At 71.5% G+C, this 25,476-nt stretch carries 23 protein-coding genes; 10 read left to right on the top strand and 13 right to left on the bottom strand.

From position 1 onward, the window contains the following. Nucleotides 1–210: 210 nt before the first annotated feature. The 3 genes from Q9S71_RS06290 to Q9S71_RS06280 are packed head-to-tail and all read right to left on the bottom strand — an operon-like array spanning nt 211 to nt 3,990. Nucleotides 211–744, bottom strand: coding sequence for a GNAT family N-acetyltransferase (locus tag Q9S71_RS06290; RefSeq protein WP_311861213.1), 534 nt, complete (start codon nt 742–744; stop codon nt 211–213). Beyond that, nucleotides 741–2,954, bottom strand: a complete 2,214-nt coding sequence (locus Q9S71_RS06285; protein ID WP_311861211.1) for an ATP-dependent Clp protease ATP-binding subunit — start codon at nt 2,952–2,954, stop codon at nt 741–743. Before Q9S71_RS06285 ends, Q9S71_RS06290 begins: the two co-directional genes overlap by 4 nt. A 52-nt stretch (nt 2,955–3,006) precedes the next feature. Then, entirely contained in the window at nt 3,007–3,990 is a 984-nt protein-coding gene (locus Q9S71_RS06280) for a GlxA family transcriptional regulator (protein WP_311861710.1), read from the bottom strand. Nucleotides 3,991–4,087: 97 nt separating this feature from the next. Between Q9S71_RS06280 and Q9S71_RS06275 the strand changes: the two genes are divergently transcribed. The 3 genes from Q9S71_RS06275 to Q9S71_RS06265 are packed head-to-tail and all read left to right on the top strand — an operon-like array spanning nt 4,088 to nt 4,857. Beyond that, nucleotides 4,088–4,219 carry a hypothetical protein gene (locus Q9S71_RS06275; RefSeq protein WP_311861210.1) on the top strand — a complete coding sequence of 44 codons (132 nt, stop codon included), beginning with the start codon at nt 4,088–4,090 and terminating at the stop codon, nt 4,217–4,219. A 26-nt stretch (nt 4,220–4,245) separates the two neighbouring features. Then, nucleotides 4,246–4,626: a hypothetical protein gene (locus Q9S71_RS06270; protein ID WP_311861208.1), complete on the top strand. Its 381-nt coding sequence runs from the start codon at nt 4,246–4,248 to the stop codon at nt 4,624–4,626. Between the two features lie 24 nt (nt 4,627–4,650). Then, nucleotides 4,651–4,857: a hypothetical protein gene (locus tag Q9S71_RS06265; RefSeq protein ID WP_253035686.1), complete on the top strand. Its 207-nt coding sequence runs from the start codon at nt 4,651–4,653 to the stop codon at nt 4,855–4,857. Here the strand turns inward: Q9S71_RS06265 and Q9S71_RS06260 are convergent, their stop codons facing one another. The 3 genes from Q9S71_RS06260 to Q9S71_RS06250 form a co-directional block, all read right to left on the bottom strand. Further along, nucleotides 4,858–5,952 carry a glycosyltransferase gene (locus tag Q9S71_RS06260; protein ID WP_311861205.1) on the bottom strand — a complete coding sequence of 365 codons (1,095 nt, stop codon included), beginning with the start codon at nt 5,950–5,952 and terminating at the stop codon, nt 4,858–4,860. 1 nt (nt 5,953) lies between these two features. Continuing rightward, nucleotides 5,954–7,153 carry a glycosyltransferase gene (locus Q9S71_RS06255; RefSeq protein ID WP_311861203.1) on the bottom strand — a complete coding sequence of 400 codons (1,200 nt, stop codon included), beginning with the start codon at nt 7,151–7,153 and terminating at the stop codon, nt 5,954–5,956. 148 nt (nt 7,154–7,301) lie between these two features. After that, nucleotides 7,302–8,513: an endonuclease/exonuclease/phosphatase family protein gene (locus tag Q9S71_RS06250; protein ID WP_311861202.1), complete on the bottom strand. Its 1,212-nt coding sequence runs from the start codon at nt 8,511–8,513 to the stop codon at nt 7,302–7,304. Between the two features lie 31 nt (nt 8,514–8,544). Here Q9S71_RS06250 and Q9S71_RS06245 point away from each other — a divergent pair, with 31 nt between their 5' ends. Then, nucleotides 8,545–9,135, top strand: coding sequence for a hypothetical protein (locus tag Q9S71_RS06245; RefSeq protein ID WP_311861201.1), 591 nt, complete (start codon nt 8,545–8,547; stop codon nt 9,133–9,135). Nucleotides 9,136–9,176: 41 nt separating this feature from the next. Here Q9S71_RS06245 and Q9S71_RS06240 read toward each other — a convergent pair whose 3' ends face one another. The 5 genes from Q9S71_RS06240 to dnaK form a co-directional block, all read right to left on the bottom strand. Further along, on the bottom strand, nt 9,177–10,103 hold the full coding sequence (locus tag Q9S71_RS06240) for a hypothetical protein (protein ID WP_311861199.1): 927 nt from the start codon (nt 10,101–10,103) through the stop codon (nt 9,177–9,179). 165 nt (nt 10,104–10,268) lie between these two features. Then, the gene (locus Q9S71_RS06235; protein WP_064002620.1) at nt 10,269–10,709 is read right to left on the bottom strand and encodes a heat shock protein transcriptional repressor HspR; all 441 of its coding nucleotides are present in this window, start codon (nt 10,707–10,709) and stop codon (nt 10,269–10,271) included. A gap of 10 nt (nt 10,710–10,719) precedes the next feature. Then, nucleotides 10,720–11,700 (bottom strand): DnaJ C-terminal domain-containing protein, encoded by a 981-nt coding sequence (locus tag Q9S71_RS06230; protein ID WP_064002621.1) that lies wholly within the window; start codon nt 11,698–11,700, stop codon nt 10,720–10,722. 15 nt (nt 11,701–11,715) lie between these two features. Further along, on the bottom strand, nt 11,716–12,315 hold the full coding sequence (locus tag Q9S71_RS06225; protein ID WP_253035693.1) for a nucleotide exchange factor GrpE: 600 nt from the start codon (nt 12,313–12,315) through the stop codon (nt 11,716–11,718). 2 nt (nt 12,316–12,317) lie between these two features. Further along, nucleotides 12,318–14,177, bottom strand: coding sequence for a molecular chaperone DnaK (gene dnaK, locus Q9S71_RS06220; RefSeq protein ID WP_311861198.1), 1,860 nt, complete (start codon nt 14,175–14,177; stop codon nt 12,318–12,320). 180 nt (nt 14,178–14,357) lie between these two features. Here dnaK and Q9S71_RS06215 point away from each other — a divergent pair, with 180 nt between their 5' ends. Together Q9S71_RS06215 and Q9S71_RS06210 are read left to right on the top strand one after the other, a co-directional pair. Further along, complete coding sequence (locus tag Q9S71_RS06215; protein ID WP_311861197.1) at nt 14,358–14,909, top strand: GNAT family N-acetyltransferase; 552 nt, start codon at nt 14,358–14,360, stop codon at nt 14,907–14,909. A 45-nt stretch (nt 14,910–14,954) separates the two neighbouring features. Beyond that, entirely contained in the window at nt 14,955–16,361 is a 1,407-nt protein-coding gene (locus Q9S71_RS06210) for an MFS transporter (protein WP_311861196.1), read from the top strand. Nucleotides 16,362–16,441: 80 nt separating this feature from the next. On the opposite strand, the gene Q9S71_RS06205 is transcribed toward Q9S71_RS06210, so the two are convergent. After that, a complete protein-coding gene (locus Q9S71_RS06205) occupies nt 16,442–17,077 on the bottom strand; it encodes an NADPH-dependent F420 reductase (RefSeq protein WP_311861195.1) in 636 nt (211 codons plus the stop codon). Nucleotides 17,078–17,136: 59 nt separating this feature from the next. Beyond that, a complete protein-coding gene (locus Q9S71_RS06200) occupies nt 17,137–19,485 on the bottom strand; it encodes a glycosyl hydrolase family 95 catalytic domain-containing protein (protein WP_311861194.1) in 2,349 nt (782 codons plus the stop codon). Nucleotides 19,486–19,684: 199 nt separating this feature from the next. On the opposite strand from Q9S71_RS06200, the gene Q9S71_RS06195 reads away from it, so the two are divergent. From Q9S71_RS06195 to Q9S71_RS06180, 4 genes are read left to right on the top strand one after another with little or no spacing between them, the layout of a single operon-like run. Continuing rightward, nucleotides 19,685–20,842, top strand: coding sequence for an ROK family transcriptional regulator (locus tag Q9S71_RS06195; protein WP_311861193.1), 1,158 nt, complete (start codon nt 19,685–19,687; stop codon nt 20,840–20,842). Next, on the top strand, nt 20,835–21,779 hold the full coding sequence (locus tag Q9S71_RS06190) for a BadF/BadG/BcrA/BcrD ATPase family protein (RefSeq protein ID WP_311861192.1): 945 nt from the start codon (nt 20,835–20,837) through the stop codon (nt 21,777–21,779). Before Q9S71_RS06195 ends, Q9S71_RS06190 begins: the two co-directional genes overlap by 8 nt. Beyond that, nucleotides 21,776–22,534: a glucosamine-6-phosphate deaminase gene (locus tag Q9S71_RS06185; protein ID WP_311861191.1), complete on the top strand. Its 759-nt coding sequence runs from the start codon at nt 21,776–21,778 to the stop codon at nt 22,532–22,534. The genes Q9S71_RS06190 and Q9S71_RS06185 overlap by 4 nt, the downstream gene beginning before the upstream one ends. Next, complete coding sequence (locus tag Q9S71_RS06180; RefSeq protein ID WP_311861190.1) at nt 22,531–25,473, top strand: glycoside hydrolase family 2 TIM barrel-domain containing protein; 2,943 nt, start codon at nt 22,531–22,533, stop codon at nt 25,471–25,473. Before Q9S71_RS06185 ends, Q9S71_RS06180 begins: the two co-directional genes overlap by 4 nt. The last annotated feature ends 3 nt before the right edge of the window (nt 25,474–25,476 follow it).

Here is a 25,476-nt window from a genome sequence, read left to right as displayed (position 1 = left end):
CGCGCCGCGCTGCACGCATCCTCCAGAAGGGTCGGACGCACGCCTGGCCGCTCGCCCCCACCTGGAGTGCGTCGAGCGCAGATGACGCACCGCGCACGGGGTGCGCGTCGGAGCGCCCTCACCCGTTAGCCGCCGCTCTGAGCCTTCAGCCCGCCACCGCCCTCAGCCGACCACCGCCTCAGCCCGCCACCGCCTCAGCCCGCCACCGCCTCAGCCCCCGAGGATCCGCTGGAACAGCAGATGGTCCTGCCAGCGCCCCGCGATCTTCAAGTACCCCGGCGCGACGCCGATCTCGGTGAACCCGCACCGCCGCAGCACCGCCTGCGACGCCGCGTTGTGCAGCAGCGTGCCGGCCTGCACCCGATGCAGGCCCCACTCCTCGGCGGCGGCGCGCACCACGGCATCCACCGCCGCGGTCATGACGCCGCGACCCGCGAACCCGCCGTCGATCCAGTACCCGAGGTTGGCGCTCTGGAACGCGCCGCGGACGATGCCCGACAGGTTCACCCGACCGACGAGGCGTTCCCCCGCCACCAGCACGAACGGCGCAGCGACCCCGGCATCGCGGTCCCGCAGCACCGCCTCGAGCTCGGCCCGCTGGCCCGCCTCGGTGAAGAACGACTCCGCCCGCACCGGCTCCCACGGCGCGAGGCGCTCGCGGTTCCGGCGGTACGCGTCGGCGAGGGCCGCGGCATCCGTCACCGCCGGCTCTCGCAGCGTCACCCCGGCACCGAGCGAGGTCATCCGTCGAGCAGCTCCGCCTCGATCACGTCATCCTCGCCCGGTTCGGCCGGCGCTGGACCGCTGCTCGTGAGCACCAGCTGCGACCCGTCGACCGCGACGTCCACGCGCACCACGTCACCGTCGTGCACACCGCCCGACAGCAGCGCCATCGCGAGCCGGTCCTGGATCTCCGACTGGATCAGCCGCCGCAGCGGCCGCGCACCGAACAGCGGGTCGTACCCGCGTTCGGCGAGCCAGGCGCGGGCGTCCGGCGTCACCGCAAGCGTCAGTCGACGATCGCGCAGGCGGCGCTGCAACGCATCCACGGCGAGCTCGACGATCTGCGCGAGATCGGACTCGCTCAGCGGCGAGAACATCACGACGTCGTCGAGTCGGTTCAGGAACTCGGGGCGGAACACCTGCCGCACCATCGTCATCACCTGCTCGCGCTTCGTCTCGTCCGCCAGCGTCGGATCGATGAGCACCGGCGACCCGATGTTGCTCGTCAGCACGAGGATCGTGTTCGTGAAGTCCACCGTCCGCCCCTGGCCGTCGGTCAACCGTCCGTCGTCGAGCACCTGCAGCAGCACGTCGAACACCTCGGGGTGCGCCTTCTCGACCTCATCGAGCAGCACCACCGAATACGGCCGGCGCCGCACCGCCTCGGTCAGCTGGCCGCCCTGCTCGTACCCGACGTACCCGGGAGGGGCACCGACGAGCCGCGCGACGGCGTGCTTCTCGCCGTACTCGCTCATGTCGATGCGCACCATCGCCCGCTCGTCGTCGAACAGGAACTCCGCAAGCGCCTTCGCGAGCTCGGTCTTGCCCACACCCGTCGGCCCGAGGAACAGGAACGAGCCGGTCGGCCGGTTCGGGTCGCTGATCCCGGCGCGGGAGCGACGCACGGCATCCGACACCGTCTTCACGGCCGCCTTCTGCCCGATCAGCCGCTTGCCGAGCTCGGACTCCAGATGCACCAGTCGAGCGCTCTCGCTCTGCAACAGTTTTCCGACCGGGATGCCGGTCCACGCCGCGATGACCTCCGCGATGTCCTCTTCGGTCACCCGGTCGCCCACCATCCGCTCGGCTCCGTCACCGACGGCACCCTCGGCCAACTCCGCCTCGGCGAGCTTGCGCTCAAGGGCCGGGATCTCGGCGTAGAGCAGCCGTGACGCCCTTTCGAGATCGCCCTCGCGCTGTGCGCGCTCGGCCTCGACGCGGAGCGCGTCCAGCCGCGTCTTGTAGTCGCCGACGGCGTTCAGCGACGCGCGCTCGCGCTCCCACCGCGCCTGCAGGTCGTCGAGCTCCTGCTGCACCTTCACGAGCTGGTCGCGGAGCGCCGCGAGGCGCTCCTTCGAGGCGTCGTCCTTCTCCTTCTTCAGCGCGAGCTCCTCGAGCTTCAGCCGGTCGGCGTGCCGGCGCAGCTCGTCGATCTCCAGCGGCGCCGAGTCGATCTCCATGCGCAGCCGCGACGCGGCCTCGTCGATGAGGTCGATCGCCTTGTCGGGCAGCTGTCGCGCCGGGATGTACCGGTTCGACAGCGCCGCGGCGGCCACCAGCGCACCGTCCGAGATCGCGACCTTGTGGTGCGCTTCGTACCGCTCCTTGAGCCCGCGGAGGATCGCGATCGTGTCCTCGACGCTCGGCTCGCCGACGTACACCTGCTGGAAGCGGCGCTCCAGCGCGGCATCCTTCTCGATGAACTCGCGGTACTCGTCGAGCGTCGTCGCCCCGATCAGGCGCAGCTCGCCGCGGGCGAGCATGGGCTTGAGCATGTTGGATGCCGCGACCGACCCCTCGCCGCCGCCGGCACCCATCAGCGTGTGCAGCTCGTCGATGAAGGTGATGACCCGTCCCTCGGACTCGGTGATCTCCTTGAGGACGCTCTTCAGCCGCTCCTCGAACTGGCCGCGGTACATCGCGCCGGCGACCAGTGCCGAGATGTCGAGCGCGATGAGCTCCTTGCCCTTCAGCGACTCGGCGACGTCGCCCGCGACGATGCGCTGCGCCAGCCCCTCGACGACGGCGGTCTTGCCGACGCCGGGCTCACCGATGAGCACGGGGTTGTTCTTCGTGCGGCGCGTGAGCACCTGGCTGACCCGGCGGATCTCGCCGTCGCGACCGATGACGGGGTCGAGTTTGCCCTGCCGGGCGCGATCGGTGAGGTTGATGCCGAACTGCTCGAGGGCGCTGCCCTGATCGTCCTGCCCGGGGGCGGCTTGTGCGTTCATCATCTGCTCCTGAAGGGTCGGTCCAAACTTGAGCCGGAGTGACTCAAGTTTATCACGACGCCATCTCACCGGCTCCGACGAGATCGTCCGCGCAGGCGAACCGCGCGCGGTACGCCGTCGGCGTCGTGCCGAGCACCCGCGAGAAGTTCTGCCGAAGCACGGCTGCGGATCCGAACCCGCACTCGTAGGCGATCGCATCGAGGCCGAGATCGGTCTGCTCGAGCAGCCGCTGCGCGTGCAGGATCCGCTGCCGCCCCAGCCAGGCACCCGGTGTCGTGCCGTAGTCGGCCTTGAACCGGCGCGCGAACGTCCGCGGCGACATGTGCGCCTTGGCCGCCAACTGGTCGACCGACAGGTCGAGTCGCAGGTTCTCGAGCATCCAATCGGTCACCGGGGTCAGCGACAGCGACGCCGACACGGGCAACGGCGTCGCGATGAACTGCGCCTGCCCGCCGTCGCGCTGCGGCGGCACGACCATCCGCCGCGCGATCGTGTTCGCCGCCTCGGCGCCGAGCTCGATCCGCAGCAGGTGCAGGCACGCGTCGAGCCCGGCCGCCGTCCCCGCGCTCGTGATGATGCGGTCCGACTGCACGTAGAGCACGTTCGGGTCGACCTCGATGTCGGGGTACATGCTCGCCATCGTGTCGGCGTACCGCCAGTGCGTCGTGGCGCGCCGCCCCGACAGGACGCCGGCGGCCGCGACCGCGAACGACCCGCTGCACACCGTGAGCACCCACGCACCCCGGTCGACCGCGCGCCGGATGACATCGAGCACGCGCTCGTCTACGTTGCCCCAGGCCTCGCGCGGGATCGGGGTGACGACGACGACATCCGCCTCGTCGGCGAAGGCCAGGTCCTCATCGACGTTGATCGAGAACGCCAGGTTGCTCGGCACGGCGCCGGGATCGGGCGTCACGATCCGGAAGTCGAAGTTCGGGATGCCGTCGTCGCTACGGTCGAGCCCGAAGGCCTCGCACGCGAGTCCGAACTCGAACGGAGCGAACCCGGACTGGACGATGCAGGCGACGGTGCGGATCACGACGGACCTCCGGGACAGGCGTTGGCAGAATTCCTGCGACCGATGTCTCCACGGCCACTCGTGGCAGGATACCGCCAATCATAGCGTTTCTGCCATGACCGCCGCACTCCTCCTCATCGCCCTTCTGTTCGTCATCGTGGCCGCCGTCATCGGCGCAATCCGCCTCGTCGCCCTCGACGGCTACCGTCGCCAGCCGACCTGCCCGCGCGCTCCCCGCCTCCCCTAGACTCGGGGCCTCGCGAGAGGAACCCCATGAGCGTCCCCATCCCGCCGTCGCAACCGCCCTATCCGCAGCAGCCCTACCGCACGGCACCGCCGGCGCCTGCTCGGGGCCTCGCCGTCGCGGCCGTCATCGTCGGCGCTGTGCCGATCCTCCTCGGCGGGCTGTGGCCCGCGATCTCGATCTCGCTCTACACGTCGTCGAATTACACCCTCGCCGGTGTCGTCAACGCCGCCTTCGCGCTGTTCACCTGCCTGGTCGCGGCCGTCGCGCTCGTCCTCGGCATCCTCGCCGCGCGACGGAACCTCGGCAACCGCCTCCTGGGCGGGATCGCGATCGGTCTCGCCGCCGCGCAGATCGTCGGCACCGTGCTGAGCTTCGCCTCATCCACGATCGGCTCCGCCCTCTACTGACCCCGGGTCGGTTACGCTCCGACCATGGAGATCGGATTCGCCGTCGCTGTCGCCGCCGTCATCGCCACGAGCCTGTTCGTGGCGGCGCGTCGCTCACGACGCGACCGCGCAGTCGTCGACGCCGAGGGACCGGGCGCGGCCGCGCGGCGGGAAGCCGAGTCGCAGGCGCGCCTCGCGAAGGGGACCGCAGTCTACGTCGACGGTCGCCACAACGCCGGAGGCCCGATCTGATCAGCGCCTGACGAGGTTCCGCGCCGCCGACAGCAGGATCTCCGCCGACCGCTTCCAGTCGAACGCGCCGATGTGGGCGGTGCCCGCGGCGACGAGCCGCTCGCGCACGCCGGGCTCGTCGAGCGAGCGCACGGCGCTCACGACGGCTTCGGGGTCGAGCGGGTCGACGTACAGCGCGCCGTCGCCGGCGACCTCGCGGAAGATCTCCATGTCGGTCACGACGGCGGGCACGCCGAGCTCCAGCGCCTCGGCCACCGGCAGCCCGTACCCTTCGTCGAGGCTCGTCGTGACGAGGGCGGCGTCGTCCGCGAGGAGCGCCGCGTAGGCGGCATCCGTCACCCCGTCGTGGAACACGACCGAGGCTCCGCCGGCGAGGGCGGTCAGCTCGGCGCGACGCTCCGGAGGGATGCGCGAGAGCAGGTGCAGCGTGTGGTCGGGCAGCTGACGCATCGCCGTCACCAGCGTCTCGACGTTCTTGTAGGGCATGAACGAGCCCATGTAGACGAGGTTCCGCACCGGCCCCGTGCCGACCGCCGCCCCCTCCGGCAGGAGCGCGGCGAGGCGCTGCGGGGCGTTCGGGATCACGACGACCGGCCGCTTCGTCAGCCGCACGCGGGCGAACTGGCGCGCGCTCGTCTCGCTCACCGTCGCGACGAGGTCGGCCGCGTCGAGCGTCCAGCGCTGCGGCCAGTACGACAGGTGGAACAGCCGCCATCCGAGCCGGACGTACCAGGGCAATGCGCGCGGCGGTGTGCGGTGCCGGTAGTAGATCGTGTCGTGCAGCGTGAGGATCAGGCGGAACCGCCGCCCCGCCGACCCGATCGTCTGCATCGGCGAGAACAGCACGTCGGGTCGGTGCCGGTTCAGCAGCAGCGACGCGAACGGTTCCTTGGCCGACGTCGGCGAGTGGATCGTGAGGGTGATCGCACCCTTCGGCAGGAACGCCCGCTGCCGTTCGTCGTGGATGAGGAAGGTGACCTCGGTGCGGTGGGCGGATGCGGCATCCGCCACCGCCTGCGCGAGCTCGGCCGAGTAGCGACTGATGCCGTCGTGGAAGTCCGTGCGGATGTAGCGCGCGTCGAAGAACAGACGCATGTCAGGCGTCGAGGGGTTCGCCGCGGTACAGCTTCTCGAACGTGTCGAGGGTGCGCTCGATGTCGTGGATGACGACGCCGTCGAGCGACGCGTGCTGCATGCGCGCGTACTCGGCCTGGTCGGCGGTGAGCACGGTGCGGATCTTCTCGGCGAGCTCGTCGACGTTCCCGGGCTCGAAGAGGTAGCCGTTCTCGCCGTCGTGGACGAGGTGCGGCAGCGCGACGGCGTTCGCGGCGATGACGGGCAGGCCCGAGGCCATGGCCTCCATCGTGGCGATGGACTGCAGCTCGGCGACCGAGGCGATGACGAAGACGTCCGCCCGCGTGTAGGCCGCCCGCAGCTCCTCCTCCGAGACCCGGCCGCGGAACGTGACCCGGTCCTCGAGGCCGAGGCGCTGGGTGACCTGTCCGAGGTTCTTGCGCTGGTCGCCGCCCCCGACGATCTCGAACTCGATGTCGAGGTCGGGCAGCTTCGCGATCGCCTCGAGAGTGACCTCGACGTGCTTCTCGGTGGTGAGGCGTCCGACGAACAGGACGCGCCGGCGCCTCTCACGCGGCTCGAGGTCCGGTGTGTAGTTGCTCTTGCGGATGCCGCAGCTGATCGGGACGACGCCCTGGATGTCGATCGTGTTCTCGAGGAACTCCGCCGCCCTGCGGGTGGGGGTCGTCACGGCGCGCGACATCTTGAAGGTGCGCTCCGCATCGGCCCACGCGATCTTGAGGAAGATGTCGTAGAGGAACTTCGGCAGCAGCGTGAAGTCGAGGATGTTGTCGGCCATGATGTGGTTCGTCGCCACGACCGGGATGCCGCGCTGGTTCGCGATGCGTGTCAGCGCACGGCCGATGACGATGTGCGACTGGCTGTGCACGACGTCGACGTCCACCGTGTCGAGGATCTGCCGCGCGTAGTGCTTGCCCATCCACGGCAGCACGAAACGCAGCCAGTCGTGGGGCCGGTACCGCCAGCCGGGCAGGCGGTGGACGGTGAGCTTCTGCCCCTCGATCTCCTCGGTGAACACGCCGTGGTTGCGGTGCCCGACGCTCGGCGTCGCGACGTGCACGTGGTGGCCGCGCTCGGCGAGCCCGGCGGCGAGGCGTTCGGTGAAGCGTGCGCCGCCGTTCACGTCGGGCGCGAACGTGTCGGCCGCGATCACGATGGTGAGGGGTCCGCGTTCAGAAGCGGGATGGTCCGGGGGCGTCATGGTCACGGGGTACGGGCCAATCTGTGCGTCGATGGCGGGAGTGGTGGGTCCCACCGGTGGGGCGCAGGGATGCGGGGGCGCCGGGCCTCGATTCTAGCCGGGGGCCGGGGACTCCTCCGCTGGGAGCCCGGCGCGCCCCGCCCCCGGATCAGCGCAGACCGAGGCGCACCGAGAGCGGGTGGTGGTCCGACCCGAGCGGTCCGATCCACTTTCCGCCCGCCGTCTTGCCCGCGTTCGCCCACCGGAACACGACCGACCGCGACGGCCGCACGAGCACCTTGTCGACGTGGTCGCCCCACGTGACGCTGACGAACGGGGTGAGCGACATGGTCGGGTTCGCGGTGTTGTAGTGCTGCAAGCTGAGCACACGCGCCTGGTCGTACGCGTCGTGCCAGCCGCGCTGCTCGAGCACCGCCATGGTCTTGTCGCCGGTGCGGGACTTGTGCGTGTTGAAGTCGCCCAGGACGATCACCGGCGCCTTCGTCCAGTCGGTGAGCGACCGATGCGTCTTGTTCAGCCTGGTCAGGGTCGCCGAGATAGCGTCGGCGAGCTTGCCGGCCTCGTACTCGCGCTGACGGACGACGGATGCCGAGGTGCCGACCACGAGGTGCGTGTTGACGACGAGCAGGTAGGCACCGGAACTGTGCCGCACGGCGGCCCACGACATCCCCTTGCCGGCCGACGCGTAGGTCGAGGGGAAGAGCGTCGCGCCGGAGGTCGCACCGCCGGACTTCGCGGCGACGGGGGCGAACCGGCCGTTGCGGATCAGGATGTCGTTCTGCCCGTTGTAGGCCAACCGGTAGCCCGAGGGGGCGGCGGTGTACTTCGACGCCTCCTGCAGGGCGACGATGTCGGGGGCGAGCTCGGCGATGCGCTTGTCGATGACGGTCTTGCGCGAGGCGATGCCCGAGCAGACGTTGGAGCAGACGTTCCAGCTCACCGCGTGATAGCTCGGCCACGACGCCGGCAGGGTCGCCTGCGCGGTGATCGTCTCGTGCGCGACCGGCGACGAGCGCGGACCCATGCCCGCCGACGACACCCCGCGCACCTGGATGAAGTACGCGACCCCGGGCTTCAACCCCGTGACCGTCGCCTTGGAGGTCGTGGTCTTCTGGTTGACGGGGTGCTCGGGCCGCGTGACCTGCGCGTGGCTCGTGCCGGCGTAGACGTAGTAGCTCGTCGCTCCCGGGATGTCGGCCCAGTCGACCGTCAGCGAGGTCGTCGAGGCGCCGACGTAGTTCACGAGGCCGGCCTTGGGCGGGACGGAGGCGGCGAACGCGGGCGAGGCGGGAAGGGTGAGGGCGAGCGCGATCGCGACGATCACTGCGACGGCGCTGCGAGCGTGGGGGACGCGCAGCATAGGCGGATGATAGCAACCTACGCTTGTCGGCATGACGCGAATCTCTGCCCAGGCGGACCCCGCGCGATGGGTCCCGATCACGGGATCCTTCGGGTTCCGTGGACGACGCGCCCGCAAGAAGGCGATCGGGATGCTGCTCGCCCAGGCGAACGCCGCGTTCGGCCGCGAACAGCCCGGTAGCAAGGTGGCGGCGTGGGCGATGAGCCAGGCGATCCCCGCCCTCATGCGCCGCGCCGACGGGCGGCTGCTCGCGTGGGTGTGGAGGGACGATCCCGAGCTGCTCGTCGCGATGGCCCAGGTGCAGGAGCTCACGCCCCAGCTGCGCACGATGCGGGCGAGCATGCCGATCGAGTACGACGACACCGTCACGTTCACCGGCTCGCCCCTGGGTGTCGGCGAGAAGCTCGAGATGCCGCTGCCGCCGAACCCGCGTCAGACCCCGTTCGCGTCGTACACGTGGGACACCGGCACCCACCTCGTGACACTCACCGCGGTCATCTCCGACCGCGAGCGGTTCGGCACCGTCATCCCCGCCGTCGACGCCCTCGCCCGGTCGCTGCGCCTGGTCGACGACCTGACCGTCGGCGAGGGCCCCGGCACCCTCCGCATCGACCCCGCCTGACCCCCGGCATCCGCGCCCCGCCGCCGAGACGTCGCAGATGGTCACTTTCGCCGGCGCGCAGCGACCATCTGCGACGCCTCGGGGCGCCATCCCCGCTCGAGGAGGGCGGCGCGGGTGCGCTCGAGTGCCCACCGGCGGGCGGCGCCGCGATGCCAACGGTTCACCCGGATGACCCGCCACCCCGCCGCGGCGAGGTCGTCCAACCGATCCACGTCGCGCGCGAACTGACGGTCGTCGAGGCGATGCTGCTGCCCGTCGTATTCGAGCAGCACCTTCGTCGGCGCGTGGACCAGATCGCCGTAGGCGAGGAACCGACCGTGCGCATCCCGGATCTCGGCATTCACCTCGAACGGCGGAAGCCCGGCCTCCCGCGCGTCCAGACGAAGGAGCGTCTCCGCGACGGAATCGGTTTGCGGCTCCGTAAGCTCCAGCGCACGTCGCAATCGCCGCACGCCGCGCGACCCGTCCCGCTCGGCGACCGCGGCCTCCAGCGCATCGACGGTGAGCACAGGGTGGTGGCGACGGAGCAGCGCATCCGCCGCGACAACGAGCTCACGGTCGCTGAGAAGGGATGCCGCCTGGCACCACGCGACCGCCGGCTCGACCACCGGCATCCCGTCCATCAGCCGGAGGCGGGCCGCCTGGGAACGGTGCCCGCGCACTCCCGCCCCGCGAGCCCGAATGATCGGTGGGAGCGCGGTCACATCGAGGGCGGACCGGAGTCGGTCGGGAGCCCACCCTCCCGCGAGGACGAGCGCCGTCGCGTGCGAGAAATGCTCCCCGGCCCGCAGCTTGGGCAGATAGCCGAGGGCGAGCGCCCTGACGTCGTGAGCCTCTTCACGGGAACGGACACCGTAGAACGGCGCCGCAAGGGACGGATGCCGCAACCGACGGCGCGTGACGCCGGCGTCGAGAGCGTGCGCGACGAGGAAGCGGTCGGGGAGACCCGGGGGAAGGACACTCGGCATCCGCCAACGATCCCGCCGCGATCACCGTCACCCACCCGCCCGTCGCCCCCTTGTGGACATCCGCCCGCCCGTCGGACCCCCTGGAGAAGCCTCGAGACGTCGCAGATGGTCGCTTCAGACGCCGTCGGGCGACCATCTGCGACCCCTCGGCAACCGCCGAAAGCGTCAGTCGTCGGAGGGGGACGGATGCGGGCGCCACAGCACGACGTCGGTCGCGCGGCGCACGCGCGTGCCCTGGCGGAGCGTGACGACCGAGCCGGTCGCGCCGGCGGCGAACACGCGGGCACCGCGGCGGGCGGCGACCTCGTCGCGCAGGCGCGCCTGCAGTCCCGAGACCTCGCGGCGCAGCATCCGCACCTCGTTCTCGAGCTCGATGATGCGCGAGATCGCCGGCAGGCTCACGCCGTCGGCCGACATCTGGGCAACCTCGCGCAGCTGCGCGACGTGCCGGAGGGAGTACCGGCGCGACCCGCCTCGGGTGCGCGCCGGTACCACGAGTCCCAGCCGGTCATACTGGCGCAGCGTCTGCGGGTGCATGCCGGCGAGCTCGGCCGCGACCGCGATCGCCAGGATCGGGGCCTCTTCGTCGACCTGCTCGTTCGCCATGCCTCTCACCTCACTCGCGCGCCTTGGCCATCAGATCGGCGCGGGGGTTCTCCTTGGGTTCCAGCTCGTGGAAGCGTTCCAGCGCCTCGCGCGCCGGTCCGTCCAGGTGCGTCGGGACCGCGACCTGCACCTCGGCGAGCAGGTCGCCGGTGCCCTTCGCGGTCTGCACGCCCCGCCCCTTGACGCGCAGCACGCGCCCCGACGGGGTGCCGGGGGCCACGCGCAGCTTGACGACGTCGCCGCCGAGCGTGGGCACCTCGATCGTGGCGCCGAGGGCCGCTTCGGTGAACGTCACGGGGACGTGGATGCGGAGATTCAGCCCTTCACGCGTGAAGACGGGATGCGGGCGCACGCCCACCGTCAGCACAATGTCGCCCGCCTCGCCGCCGTCCGGGGAGGGCCGGCCGCGCCCGCGCAGCTTGATCTTCTGCCCGTCCGAGACCCCCGCGGGGATCTTGACCTTGATCGGCCTGCCGTCCTCGCCCTGCAGGGTGATCGTGTCGCCCTTCACGGCCGTGGTGAAGTCGAGGGTCGTGCGGGCGGTGACGTCGGCACCGCGCTGCGGACCGCCGAAGCCGCGGAACCCGCCGCTCGGCTGCCCGAAGCGGCCCGAGCCGAAGCGGCCCCCGCCCTGCTGCCCGAACATCGCGAACAGGTCGTCGAAGTCGGCCTGCTGGCCGCCTCCTCCGGTCGAGAACCTGCTGAACACGTCCTCGAACCCGCCGCCGCTCGCGCCGGGCTGGAAGCGCGCTCCCGAGCCCATGGCGCGCAGCTGGTCGTACTCGGCGCGCTGCTCCTTGTCGCTGAGCACCGAGTACGCCTCGCTGATCTCCTTGAACTTCGCCTCGGCCGCGGCATCCCCCGCGTTCGAGTCGGGGTGGTAGGTGCGCGCCAGCTTGCGGTACGTCTTCTTCAACTCGGCATCCGAGACGTCCTTCGACACACCGAGGACCTTGTAGAAGTCCTTGTCGAACCAGTCCTGACTGGCCATTGCCCCTCCCTTCCCTTACTCGGCCGGGACGGCGACGACGACCTTGGCGGGACGCAGCTCGAGGTCGCCCAGGCGGTAGCCCACCTCGACCACTTCGAGGATCGTCGCCTCGGTGGTGCCGGGAGTCGGCGCCTGGAAGATCGCCTCGTGCTGCTGCGGGTCGAAGGCCTCACCGGCTTCGCCGTAACGCTCGACGCCCAGGCGGGCGACGACCGTGCGGATCTTGTCGGCGATCGCGGCGAGCGGCGTGCCCTCCTCGAGGTCTCCGTGCTTCTCAGCACGGTCGAGGTCGTCGAGGACCGGCAGCATCCCCTTCGCGACGGAACCCTTGGCGCGCGCGATCTCCACCTCGCGCTGCTCCTCGGTGCGGCGTCGGTAGTTGGCGTATTCGGCCTGGACGCGCTTGAGGTCGAGGACGAGGTCATGCTCCTCGGCGGGAGCATCGGCCACCGCAGCCTCGTCGGACTGGGCGGCGCCGAGGATGTCGTCGACCGTCAGCTCTTCGGGCTGCGTGTCGGGACCGTCGGCGGCGCCCTCCGGGGCCGCCTGGTCGGCAGCCCCGGAGTCCACGACCTCGTCGCCGTCGTCGGGCCCCTCGAAGTCCTTGTCCGCCATGCTTACTTCTTCTCGTCCTCGTCGTCGACGACCTCGGCGTCGACGACATCCTCATCGGATGCCGCCTGCTCACCGGCCGGCGCGTCGGTCGGGGCCTGTGCGGCCTCGGCCTGGCTGGCGGCGTAGATCGCCTCGCCGATCTTCGTCTGCGAGGAGTTCAGCTTGTCGTAGGCGTCCTTGACGGTGTCGTCGTTGTCGCCCGCGAGCGCCGTCTTGAGGGCGTCGACGTCGGCCTGGACCTCGGTCTTGACGTCCTCGGGCAGCTTGTCGGCGTTCTCGTTCAGGAGCTTCTCGATCGAGTACGAGAGGGTCTCGGCCTGGTTGCGGACCTCGGCGGCCTCACGGCGCTTCTTGTCCTCGGCCGCGTGCTCCTCGGCCTCGCGCACCATGCGCTCGATGTCGTCCTTCGGCAGCGACGAGCCGCCGGTGATCGTCATCGACTGCTCCTTGCCCGTGCCCTTGTCCTTGGCGGACACGTGCACGATGCCGTTCGCGTCGATGTCGAAGGTGACCTCGATCTGCGGGATGCCGCGGGGTGCCGGCGCGATGCCGGTGAGCTCGAACGTGCCGAGCGGCTTGTTGTCGCGGGTGAAGTCGCGCTCGCCCTGGAAGACCTGGATGGCGACCGACGGCTGGTTGTCGTCGGCGGTCGTGAAGGTCTCGCTGCGCTTGGTCGGGATGGCCGTGTTGCGCTCGATGAGCTTGGTCATGATGCCGCCCTTGGTCTCGATGCCGAGGCTCAGCGGGGTGACGTCGATGAGCAGCACGTCCTTGCGCTCACCCTTGAGGACACCGGCCTGCAGGGCGGCGCCGACGGCGACGACCTCGTCCGGGTTGACGCCCTTGTTGGGCTCCTTGCCGGCTTCCTTCTTCACGAGCTCGCTCACGGCGGGCATACGCGTCGACCCACCGACGAGCACGACGTGGTCGATGTCGGCGACCTTGATGCCGGCCTCGCGGATGACGTCCTCGAACGGCTTCTTGGTGCGGTCGAGCAGGTCCTTCGTGAGGTCCTCGAACTTCGCGCGGCTCAGGGTCTCGGACAGCGACACGGGGCCCGAGTCGGTCAACGAGAGGTAGGGCAGGTTGATCGAGGTCGACTGCGAGCTGGAGAGCTCTTTCTTCGCCTGCTCCGCGGCCTCCTTGAGACGCTGCAGGGCGATCTTGTCGCTCGAGACGTCGACGCCGCTGGTGTCCTTGAACTGCTTGATCAGGTAGTCGACGATGCGCTGGTCCCAATCGTCGCCGCCGAGGCGGTTGTCACCGGCGGTGGCGCGCACCTGGATCGTGGAGAAGTCGTCGTCCTTGCCCACCTCGAGCAGGGAGACGTCGAAGGTTCCACCACCGAGGTCGAAGACGAGGATGAGCTCGTCCTCCTTGCCCTTGTCGAGACCGTAGGCGAGCGCGGCGGCGGTCGGCTCGTTGATGATGCGGAGCACGTTGAGGCCCGCGATCTCACCGGCCTCCTTCGTGGCCTGACGCTCGGCGTCGTTGAAGTAGGCGGGGACGGTGATGACGGCATCCGTCACCGTGTCACCGAGGTACTGCTCGGCGTCGCGCTTGAGCTTCTGCAGGATGCGGGCCGAGATCTCCTGCGGCGTGTAGTTCTTGCCGTCGATCGCCTGGGTCTTCCAGTCGGTGCCCATGTGGCGCTTGACGGAGGTGAGGGTGCGGTCGACGTTCGTGACGGCCTGGCGCTTGGCGGTCTCGCCGACGAGCACCTCGCCGTCCTTCGTGAACGCGACGACCGAGGGGGTCGTGCGAAGACCCTCGGCGTTGGCGATGACCTTCGGCTCGCCACCTTCGAGGACGGCGACGACCGAGTTGGTCGTTCCGAGGTCGATTCCCACTGCACGTGCCATGTGATTCTCCTTCGTGTGGCGTTTGCGTAGATCTGAAGTCTTTCCGCGGCTTCGGCCACAACCTGAGCCGCGATGACTCAAGGCTACTCCGACCTGCCCCGAGCGTCAAACCAACTTGAGCCGACTCATATCAAGTTTGCAGACTCGATCGACCCGTCTTCGCCGTCGTAGCGTGAACGGATGCCGATCCGCTTCACTCCCCTCGACCCGACCGGTGCCGACCGCGACACCCTCATCGCGTTCATGAGCTCGCAGTCGTTCCCGTTCCACGTGCGGACGCATCCCACGGCGGCGCAGATCTCGCAGGCGATCGACGACGGCGCGTACGCGGACGAGGATCACGCGTCCTTCTGGATCGACTCCGACGAGCACGGTCGCCTGGGTTTCTTCCGCCTCGAGGACCTCAGCGACGACGCTCCCTTGTTCGATCTGCGCCTCGACACCGCCCACCGCGGTCGCGGGCTCGCCGCCGCAGTACTCCGCGCCGCGACCGACCACGTGTTCACCACCATGCCCGAGGTCAACAGGTTCGAAGGGCAGACGCGGGAGGACAACGTGGCGATGCGCCGCGTGTTCGTCCGCTGCGGCTGGGTGCAGGAGGCGTACTACCGCGAGGGTTGGCCCGTCGACGACGGGCGACTGCTGGCATCCGTCGCATACAGCATCCTGCGCCGCGACTGGCGCGACGGCACCGTCACGCCGGTGGTCTGGGACGCCCCCGTCGCCGGGTGAGCCCACGTCACCGGGAAGTACCGCACGCGCGGTAGTGTGCGCCTCATGACGCGTTCCACCGGCGGGGCGCCCGAGATCCCCGCCACCGCCGACAGCGGCGCCCTGCCCGTGATGTTCCAGGACCTCGAGGAGCGCCCCGTCGCGCGAAAGAGCGTCGTGTCGTGGGCGATGTGGGACTGGGCGACCCAGCCGTTCAACTCGGTCATCCTGACCTTCGTCTTCGTGTCGCTGTACCTCGTCTCCGACACCTTCCTGCCGGCGGACATCGCGGCCCTCGCCGACGACGACCCGCTCAAGCAGTCCGCCCTCGCGGATCTGTCGAGCGGCTACGGCCTCGTCTCGACGATCGCGGGGCTCGCGATCCTGCTGCTGGCGCCGATCCTCGGTCAGGTCGCCGATCGGAAGGGCCGCAAGAAGCGCTGGCTGCTGATCGCGACCGCTCTGCTCGCCCTCCTGCAGTTCGGCCTGTTCTTCGTCTTCGCCGACCCGTCGTTCTTCTGGATCGGCGCGATTCTCGTCTCGCTCGGCGCCGTCGCCTCCGAGATCGCCGGCGTCAACTACAACGCACTGCTCGTGAGCGTCTCGACCCCGCGCACGGTCGGCAAGGTGTCGGGTCTCGGCTGGGGGCTCGGCTACATCGGCGGCATCCTGGCCCTCGTCGCGGTCGTGGTCCTGAACGCGGTCGAGTGGTTCGGCCTCGACACGTCGAACGGACTCGCCTACCGGCTGATCGCGGTCGGCTGCGCCGTGTGGACGATCGTGTTCGCGATCCCGCTCTTCCGCAACGTCCCCGAACCGCCCGCTCCCGCCGGCGCGCCGCCGCTGGGCTTCGCGGCGTGGTTCCGCGAGTTCTTCCGCTCGATCGCGAACCTGTTCCGCTCGCACCGCCCGACCGCGTGGTTCCTGCTCGCGAGCGCCGTCTACCGCGACGGGCTCGGCGGCGTCTTCGCGTTCGGCGGCGTCCTCGCCGCCGTGGCCTTCGGGTTCTCGCCGAACGAGGTGATCCTGTTCGGCATCGCCGCGAACCTCGTCGCAGGAATCTCGACGGTCGTCGCCGGCCGCCTCGACGACCGGTACGGCGCGCGGGCGATCATCCTCACCTCGCTCGGCGGCCTCGTCGTGACGGCTCTCGCGGTGTTCCTGCTGCACGACGCCGGCAAGCTGCCGTTCTGGATCCTCGGGCTGCTCCTGTGCGCCTTCGTCGGTCCCGCGCAGGCGTCGACCCGGTCGCTCCTCGCCCGTGTCACACCCGAGCACATGCAGGGCGAGGTCTTCGGCCTCTACGCGACGACAGGCCGCGTCGTGAGCTTCCTCGCGCCGGCCATGTGGACGCTCTTCATCGCCGTCTTCGGGGCGACCTACTGGGGCATCCTGGGCATCGCGATCGTCCTCGTGCTGGGACTCGTGCTGATGCTCTTCGTGAAGCTCCCCCGCCCCGCGCACCTGCGCTGAACGACCGCGAGCCGACGCGTTCGGCATCCATCCACCGGGGAGGAGTGCCGTTCGCGTCGGCTCGCGAGCGGATGCCGGGGTCAGCGCTCGGCCCGGGCGAGGTTCGCGCGCAGCTCGTCGGCGTTCTGCCGGATGACGTACGCGGGCTGGTCGCGCTCGACGCGCCAACTCTCGTCGAGGCCGCCGACGTTGACGGTGTCGAAGCCGAAGTCGTCGTAGAGCTTGGTGATGAAGGTCACGCCGTCCTGCGAGTCGCTCGCGGTCGCGAGGGCGCGGCGGTTCGGCGATCCCGCGGGGGCGCCGTCGGTCGTGATGTCGGCGGCGGGGATGTGGTTGAAGCCCTTGACGACGGTCGACTGCGGCAGGCGGTCCTGCAGCATCCGCGAGGTCGTGGTCTTCTTCTCCTCGAGCTCGGCGATGCGGCCGTCGCGCTCCCAGTAGTAGTTGTTGGTGTCGACGACGATCTTGCCGGCGAGCTCCGCGACGGGCAGGTCGTCGATCGCCTTGAGCGGCACGGTCACCACGACCCACTCACCGAAGGCGGCGGCCTCCGCTGCCGTCATGGCCTGCGCGTTATCGCCGAGCTCGGCGACGAGCTCTGCGAGGGTCTCCGGCCCGCGCGAGTTCGCGATCGCGACCTGATGGCCCTGCCCGACCAGCACCTGTGCGATGGCCGAGCCGATGTGTCCTGCGCCGATGATTCCTACGTGTGTCATGTCTCGAGGGAACGCCGCGAGACCGTGGGCATTCCCGAACGAGGGCTGGGGGATGCCGATCACTCCCCGATGAGCACGCTCCACGCCGAGCCGATCACGGCCTCCATCCGGTGGTCTCCGTGCCGGAACGCGTGCGTTCCCTCGGCGGTGGTCACGCGGGCCCGCGCCCGCGCCGAGGTGACGGCACCGGCGGCATCCCACGCGAGGTCGACCTCGATGCCGGGGCGGGCGACGAGGCCGCGCACGGATCCGGCGCCGAGCGCGGCGGGCAGCGCCGGCAGCAGCGCGATCCCGTCGCCGTGCGACTGCAGCAGGCACTCGGCGAGACCCGCCGTGTAGCCGAGGTTGCCGTCGATCTGGAACGGCGGGTGCGCGGCGAGCATGTTGTCGTACAGGCCGCCCGAGTGGTCGCCGCGGTCGACGGACATGTCGCGGAAGACGAGCGCGAGGAGCGCAGCGACGCGCTCGGGCTGGGCGAGGCGGGCGCGGAGGGCGATCTTCCACGCGAGCGACCAGCCGGTGGACTCGTCCTCGCGCAGGTCGAGGAAGCGGGATGCCGCGGCAGCGAGGTCCTCGGTCAGCGGCTCGGTGCCGGGGTAGACGAACACGAGCGGCGACAGGTGGCGGTGGTGCGGGTCGACGGCCTCGCGACCACCGGGCCATTCGGCGATCGTTTCGTCGACGACCGGGATCCCGGGCAGCTCGGCACGGGCCTCGACCGCCTGGGCGACGAGCGGGTCGTCCTCCTGCCCGACGAGGTGCGCGGCGCGGACGAACGCGTCGAGGTGCGCGCGCAGCAGCACGACGTCGAGCGTCGCCGACTCCGAGACGGCCGCCGGGGCGCCGCTCGCCGTGCGGAAGACGTTCTCGGGCGAGGTGGACAGGGCGGTGCCGCGCACACCGTCGTCCGGCACGGTCGTCCAGGCGAGGGCGAACGCCGTCGCACCGCGCAGCAGCCGGAACGCCTGCAGGCGTTCGGCGCGGTCGGTGACCCCGAACGCCTCGCGCTCGGCGAGGTGCAGGCAGAGCCAGAGCCCCGCCATCGGCCAGAACGCCCATGCGGCGTCGTGCTCGCCGTCGCCGACCGGCTGGGTGTACCCCCAGGCATCCGTGTTGTGGTGGGCGACCCAGCCGGGGGCGTCGTAGAGCCGCCGCGCGGTCTCGGCGCCGCTGTCGGCGAGGGCGTCGAGCAGTCCCAGCAGGGGCTCCTCGGTCTCGCTGAGGTTCGTCGTGTGCGCGGCCCAGTAGTTCATCTCGACGTTGATGTTCGTCGTGTAGTTCGAGCTCCACTCGGGGCGCACGTCCTGGTTCCAGATGCCCTGCAGGGTCGCCGGCAGCCCGCCGGGCCGCGACGAGCAGAGCAGCAGGTAGCGGCCGTAGTGGAACAGGAGCGCGGCCATGCCGGGGTCGCGCGCCACGTCGACGGAGCCGCCGTCGCCGAGCGCGCGCAGACGCTCGGCGGTGTCGAGCTCGGCCGACTCCGGCGCGACCCCGAGGGTCAGCTCGGCCCGGTCGTAGAGGCGGGCGTGGTCGCGCAGCTGCGCCGTGCGCACCTCGTCGAGCCCGGCTGACACGGCGGCGTTCACGAGCTCGGTCGCGCGCCGCGCGGCGGCACGCTCGGTGCCCTCCGGCATCCGCCCCATCCCGGTGAAGGTCGTCGCGGTCGCGAGGACGACGGTCACGCGGGTGGCGCGCAGGACGCGGCCGCCGCGCACGAGGGTGCCGTCGGTGAGGATGCGGGCGTGCAGCGCGCCGCGCACCGCGGCGGCCCCCTCCTCGTAGACGACGGGCTCGTCCACCTCGTCGTGCGGGGGCGTCACGTCGGACGGCACCTGCACGAGCAGGGTCGTCGCCGCGTCGTTCTCGACCCGGCCGAGCTCGCGCAGCGGCGTCTCGATCTCGACGCGTACGTCGATCGGGTCGTCGCTCTCGAGCTCGTGGACGAGCACGCGGTGGGGCGCGCTGATCCACGTGCGGTGGTGCACGCGATTGCCGTCGAGTCCGCCGCCGGCCGTGTGGGTCGCGGTGCGCAGGTCGAGTTCGCGGCGGTAGTCGGTGAGCTCGGCGGCATCCGCTCCGTCGATCCGCAGCCGCAGGTCGGCGAAGGGGAGGAAGGACTGCGCGTGACGGTGCTGCAGGCGGCGAACGAGCAGGTCGGCGTCGTCCTCGCGCTCGTCGGCGACGGCCTCGCGGGCGGCGGCGAGCGCGTCGCGGGCTTCGTCCGCCGTCACCAGGGGGGCGGCGAGCTCGCTGGCGGGGCTGCCCGACCAGACGGTCTCGTCGTTGAGGCGCAGGAGCGCGTCGGCGACGCCGCCGAAGCACATGGCCCCGAGGGCGCCGTTGCCCAGCGGAAGGGCCTCGTTCCAGGTCTCGGCGGGACGGCGGTACCACAGCACGTGCTCGGTCATGGGGTTTCCTCTCGGCCGGTGACGGCCGGATGCCGCAGCGGGGGGATGCGGGGCCGCGACGGGCAACGGGCCTCGCGCGCGGGACGCGCGTCCGCGAGGGCACCGTTCCGACGATAGACGGTGCCGCGTGCGACCTTGCGCCCCCGGCATCCGTCTGCTTTTATCTCAGAGTAAGACGAAAAGGTCCGGAAGGGAATCCGTGAACGGCGTGCGCGCAGCGGGGAACAGGGGCACGGCGACCAACGCCGACGTCACCCGCATCAACCGCACCGCGATCCTCGACGCGCTCCGCACCGCTGGACCCCTGGGTCGCGCCGAGCTCGTCGCGGCCACGGGGCTCGCCTCGGCCACGGTCCACCGCCTGTGCGCGCGCATGGTCGAGGAGGGCCTGCTCGGCGTCGAACGCGACACCGGCGGCGTCGGCCGCCCCACCCACCGCTACCGCCACCTCGGCGAGGCCCGCACGGTCGTCGCCGTCGACGTCACCTCGGCGATCGCCCGCGGCGCCCTCATCGACCTGGACGGCGAGACACGTCACACCGAGACCCGGCAGCTGCAGGATGCCGACGGCCTCCTGACGGCGTCGTCGCGCCTCGAGGGGGTCGGCGTCCTCGCCGAACGCCTCATCCGCGTCGCGGCCGGGATCGGCAGCCCGGCGCAGGGGATCGGCTTGTCTGTCCCGGGTGTCGTCGACGCGGACGGCGCGGTGAGCGACTCGGTCGAGCTGGGCTGGAACGGCGTCGCCGTCCGCGACGCGCTGCAGACACGCACGGGGCTGCCCGTCGTCGTCGAGAACGATGCCAACGCCGTGACGATCGGCGAGTGGACGCACGGTGCGGGACAGGGCACGGGCGATCTCGCGGCGCTCGTGTTCGGAATCGGCGTGGGCGCCGGGATCGTCTCGGGCGACCGCCTCGTGCGCGGCGCGGGCGCCGCCGCGGGCGAGATCGGCTACCTCATCACCGACCCGCAGGCGTTCTCGCAGCCGCGTCCGACCGGCGGCGACCTCGAGACGCGGGTGCTCGCCCTCGGCGGGGCCGGCGGAACCGAGGCATCCACCATGTCCGTCCTCGACGACGAGAGCGCGTCGGTCGGCGCGGACGCCGAGCGCCTGCTCGACCACATCGCGATGTCGGTCGCCGCCCTGTCGGTCATCCTCGACTGCCGCGTCGTCATCCTCGCCGGCCGCCTGCCGCGGCGTACCGACCTGCTCGTCGGCGGCGTCACCCGGCGCCTCGAGGGCCGCATCCCCCGCCCGCCCGCCGTCGTCGTGGGCGCGCTGGGCGAGGATGCCGCCCTCGTCGGCATCGGGCAGCTCATCATCGACCACGTGAAGGGGGCGGTCTACCTTGCCTGACCTCACCGAGACCACCGGGCCCGTCGTCGGCGTCGACGTCGGCGGCACGAAGACCCAGCTGCGCGCACTCGTCGACGGGACGGTCCTCGACCGCGTCGTCCCAAGCGAGGTGTGGCGCGAGGGCGCGATCTTCGACCACGCGGCGAACTTCGACCGGCTCGCCCGCCTCGTCCTCGACACCGTCGGCACCGCGCCCGAGGTGACGATCGTCGGCGCGCACGGCATCGACAGCACCCGCCAGCGGCTGCAGGCGACGGCACTGCTGGCCGAGCGGATGTCGGGCCATGTCGAGGTCGTGAACGATGCGGTACTCCTCGCCCCGGCCATGGGGCTCGAGGCCGCTGTCTGCGTCATCGCGGGCACCGGCTCGGTGATCGTCGGCTTCGACGGCGAGGGCGAACCGGTGACCGCCGACGGCTACGGCTGGCTGATCGCCGACGACGCGAGCGCGCCCGGGATCGCCCGTCGCGCCGCCGTCGCCCTGCTGCGCGCCGTCGACCGCGACGGCGCGGCGGCGATGGCCGACCCGCTCGCGGCGCGCTTCCTCGACGCGTTCGGCGCCGTCGACCACGTCGACCTGGCGCTGCGGTTCCAGGCCGAGGCGAGCGAGGCGGCGTGGGGCGGTTTCGCTCCGCAGGTCTTCGCGGCGGATGCCGAGGGCTCGCCGCTCGCGCACGAGGTCGTCGCAGCCTCGGCCGCCCACCTCGCCGACGCCGTCGTCGCCGTCCGCGGCCGCGGCGCGCGGGGCGCCGACGTCATCGCCGCGGGCGGCGTCATGACCGCCCAGCCCGTGCTCGCCGACCTCCTGCGCACCGAACTGCAGCGGCGTGACGGTGCGCTCCGACTCCACGTGCTCGACGAACCCCCCGTCGTCGGCGCCCTCGCCCTCGCGGTCGCCCGCCGCGATTCGCTCTCCCCCCGAAAGGTGCTCTCGTGAGGATCCTGCTCTCCCCCGATGCCGCCGGCGCCGGCGAGATCGCCGCGGCGGTCGTGGCCGCCTCGGTCGCCGACCTCGCCTCCCCGGTCCTCGGTGTGGCAACGGGGTCCAGCCCGCAGCCCCTCTACCGCGCGCTCACCGCACGCGTGGCGGCCGGTCTCGACCTCTCGCGCGCGGCCGCGTTCGCCCTCGACGAGTACGTCGGCCTACCCGTCGACCACCCCGAGAGCTACCACTCCGTCATCGCCCGCGAGGTCACCGGGCCGCTCGGACTCGACCCCGCGCGCGTCCACGTGCCCGAGGGCGCGGCCGCCGACCCGGCCGAGGCCGCGGCACGCTACGAGGCGGCGATCGCGGGCGCCGGCGGCGTCGACCTGCAGATACTCGGCATCGGCGCCAACGGTCACATCGGCTTCAACGAGCCCGGCTCCGCCCCCGACTCCCGCACCCGCGTCGTCGAACTGGCACCGCGGACCGTCGCCGACAACAGCCGCTTCTTCGACGGCGACGCCGGTCTCGTCCCCACGCACGCGCTCACGCAGGGCATCGGCACCATCCTCGACGCCCGCGAGATCGTCCTGATCGCGTGGGGCGAGTCGAAGGCCGAGGCCGTCGCCCGCGCCGTCGAGGGGCCGCAGACGGCCGACCTGCCGGCATCCTTCCTGCAGCGCCACGACCGCGTGACGCTCGTCCTCGACGCCGCCGCCGCGTCGCGGCTGAGCCCCGCATCGCTCCCGGCGGAGGCCGCGCGATGACCGCCTTCGACGTCGCCCGGATCGGTCCCGGCGAAGGATCCGTCGCCCCGCGCACGCGTCTGCGAAGCGACGCCCCCACCCAGTCGCTCGACGGCGCTTGGCGGTTCCGCCTCTCGCCCTCGCCGGAGCTCGCGCCGCGGGACGAGTGGGCGCGTGGCGAGACCGAGGGCTGGGACGAGATCACCGTGCCCGCGCACTGGAACATGAGCGGCTTCGGCACGCCCGCGTACTCGAACGTGCAGTTCCCGTTCCCCATCGACCCGCCCTACCCGCCCGACGAGAACCCGGTCGGCGACTACGTGCGTCGCATCGACGTCGACGACGCGATCCGACGGGTGACGGATGCCGGGGGCCGCGCACTCCTGCGCTTCGACGGCATCGAGTCCGCCGCCGACGTGTTCGTCAACGGCACGCGCCTCGGCTCGACCCGCGGCAGCCGCCTGACGCACGAGTTCGACGTCACCGGCTTGCTCACCGGAACCGGCGACGTCGTCGCGGTGCGTGTCGCGCAGTTCTCGGACGGCACCTACCTCGAGAACCAGGACATGTGGTGGCTGCCGGGCATCTTCCGGAGCGTCACCCTGCTCGCCCGCCCCGTCGGCGGCATCGACGACGCCGTCCTCACGGGCGACTTCGATCACGAGTCCGGGCACGGCACGGTCGAGGTGACGACCTCCGCGGCCGCCGTGCTCGAGGTGCCCGAGCTCGGGATCCGCGCCGACGTGCCCGCCGGCCGGAGCATCGTCGACGCAGGCGTCGTCGCGCCGTGGTCGGCCGAGACGCCGCGCCTCTACGACGCGACCCTCGCCACGGCATCCGAGACCGTCTCGGTGCGCATCGGCTTCCGTCGCGTGCGCGCGCACGGCGGGGTGCTCACCCTCAACGGCCGCGCGATCATGCTCCGCGGCGTGAACCGTCACGAACACGACCCCGAGCGCGGACGCGTGCACACCACCGAGCTCGCCCGCCGCGACCTCGTGCTGATGAAGCAGCACAACATCAACGCCGTGCGCACGTCGCACTACCCGCCGCATCCGGAGTTCCTCGACCTGACCGACGAGCTGGGCCTCTACGTCATCGACGAATGCGACCTCGAGACCCACGAGTACGAGTACGTGTCGTGGCGCGGCAACCCGAGCGACGACCCGGCGTGGGAGGCATCCTTCGTCGACCGTATCCGCCGCACCGTCACGCGCGACCGCACCCACCCGAGCGTCATCATGTGGTCGCTCGGCAACGAGTCAGGCGCGGGCTGCAACATCCGCGCGATGGCACGATGGGTGCGCGAGAACGACGACACCCGCCTCATCCACTACGAGGGCGACCACTCGAGCCGCGACACCGACGTGTACTCGCGCATGTACGCCTCGCACGACGAGGTCCGCCGGATCGGCGAGGAGGCGGACGAGATCCCGCCCGCCGACATCCGCGCCGCCGAGCTGCGGCGCCGGTCGCTGCCGTTCGTGCATTGCGAGTTCGGCCACGCCATGGGCAACAGCCCCGGCGGCGTGAAGGAGTACTGGGAGCTCTACGAGCGCTTCCCGCGCCTCGCGGGCGGCTTCATCTGGGAGTGGGTCGAGCACGCGATCGCGATCGAGGACGAGAGGGGCCGCCGCGCGTTCCGCTACGGCGGCGACTTCGGCGAGTCGGTGCACGACCACAACTTCGTGATCGACGGCCTGATCAGCGCCGACCGCGAGCCGCGCCCCGGGCTCGTCGATTACGCCGCGATCGTCGCCCCCGTCGTGATCGAGGTGGATGCCGACCGTCGCGGCATCCTGCTGCAGAACCGCTACGACCACGTCGACACGGACCACCTCACCGTCCGGTGGCGTCGCGAGGTCGACGGCGAGGTCGTCGCGCAGGGCGAGCTGGCGGTCCCCGCCGTCGGCCCGCGGCAGCGCGAGCGGATCGGCCTGCCGGCCGAGGCCCGCGCGACCGGCGAGCCGCGCGTCGCCGACGTGCTGACCGTCAACGCCGCACTGCGCGACGCGACCGACTGGGCCGCGGCCGGCCACGTCGTCGCGACCGGTCAGCAGGTGCGCACCGGTGTGCCGCTCGTGGGCGCCGCCACGGCTCCCCACGCCGACGGGTTCGACCGGCGCGGACGCCCGCTGCGGCTCGGTTCGCTCGACATCGTCGAGGGTCCCGGCATCGGCATCTGGCGCGCGCCGACCGACAACGACCTGTTCCCCGGCTGGGACGAGCCCACCCTGCCCCCGATGGCGGAGCGCTGGGCGCTGGCCCGGATCGACCGGATGCAGACCCGTGTCCGCAGCATCGAGGCGGACGCCGCGGCCCTCGTCGTCGACACCCGCGTCGGCGCCCCGTCGTTCGACAGCGGCGTCGATGCACTGTGGCGCTGGTCACGCGTGCCCGAGGGGATGCTGCTCGAGCTCGACCTGCGCAGCATCGGGTCGTGGGACAACTCGTGGATCGAGAAGGCGCCGTTCTCGTGGACCGTCGACTGGGCGCGCCTGGGCGTCGACGTCGCCCTCGCCGGCGCGCCGCTCGGCATGGACTTCGCCGGACTCGGCCCGGGGCCGAGCTACCCCGACACCGACTCGGGTGTGCGCTTCGGGTGGTTCCAGGCGGCGGCCGACGAACTCGTCACCCCTCACGTCCGGCCGCAGGAGAGCGGCTCGCGGCGAGGGGTGCGCACGGCCGTCATCCGCACCACCGAGGGCGGCGTGCGCGTGAGCGTGGTCGGCGGCGAGGCGCTCGACGCGGGCGTCGCACTCACGGTGTCGCCGTGGGACCGCACGACGCTCAGCACCACGTCGCACGCATCGCTGCTGCCCGAGCCGACCGCGACGCACGTCTCGATCGACATCGCGCAGTCGGGCGTCGGCACCGCGACGTGCGGCCCGGGCGTGCTGCCCCGGTACCGCCTGCCGGCGCGCGACGCGTCGTTCGCGCTCCTGTTCGAGACCGTCTGAGTC

It is taken from the genome of Microbacterium gawkjiense (genome assembly GCF_031932225.1).
GTDB lineage: Bacteria > Actinomycetota > Actinomycetes > Actinomycetales > Microbacteriaceae > Microbacterium > Microbacterium gawkjiense.
The sequence above is the reverse complement of the archived record's forward strand: the minus strand, read 5'-3'. Positions and strand labels throughout refer to the sequence as shown.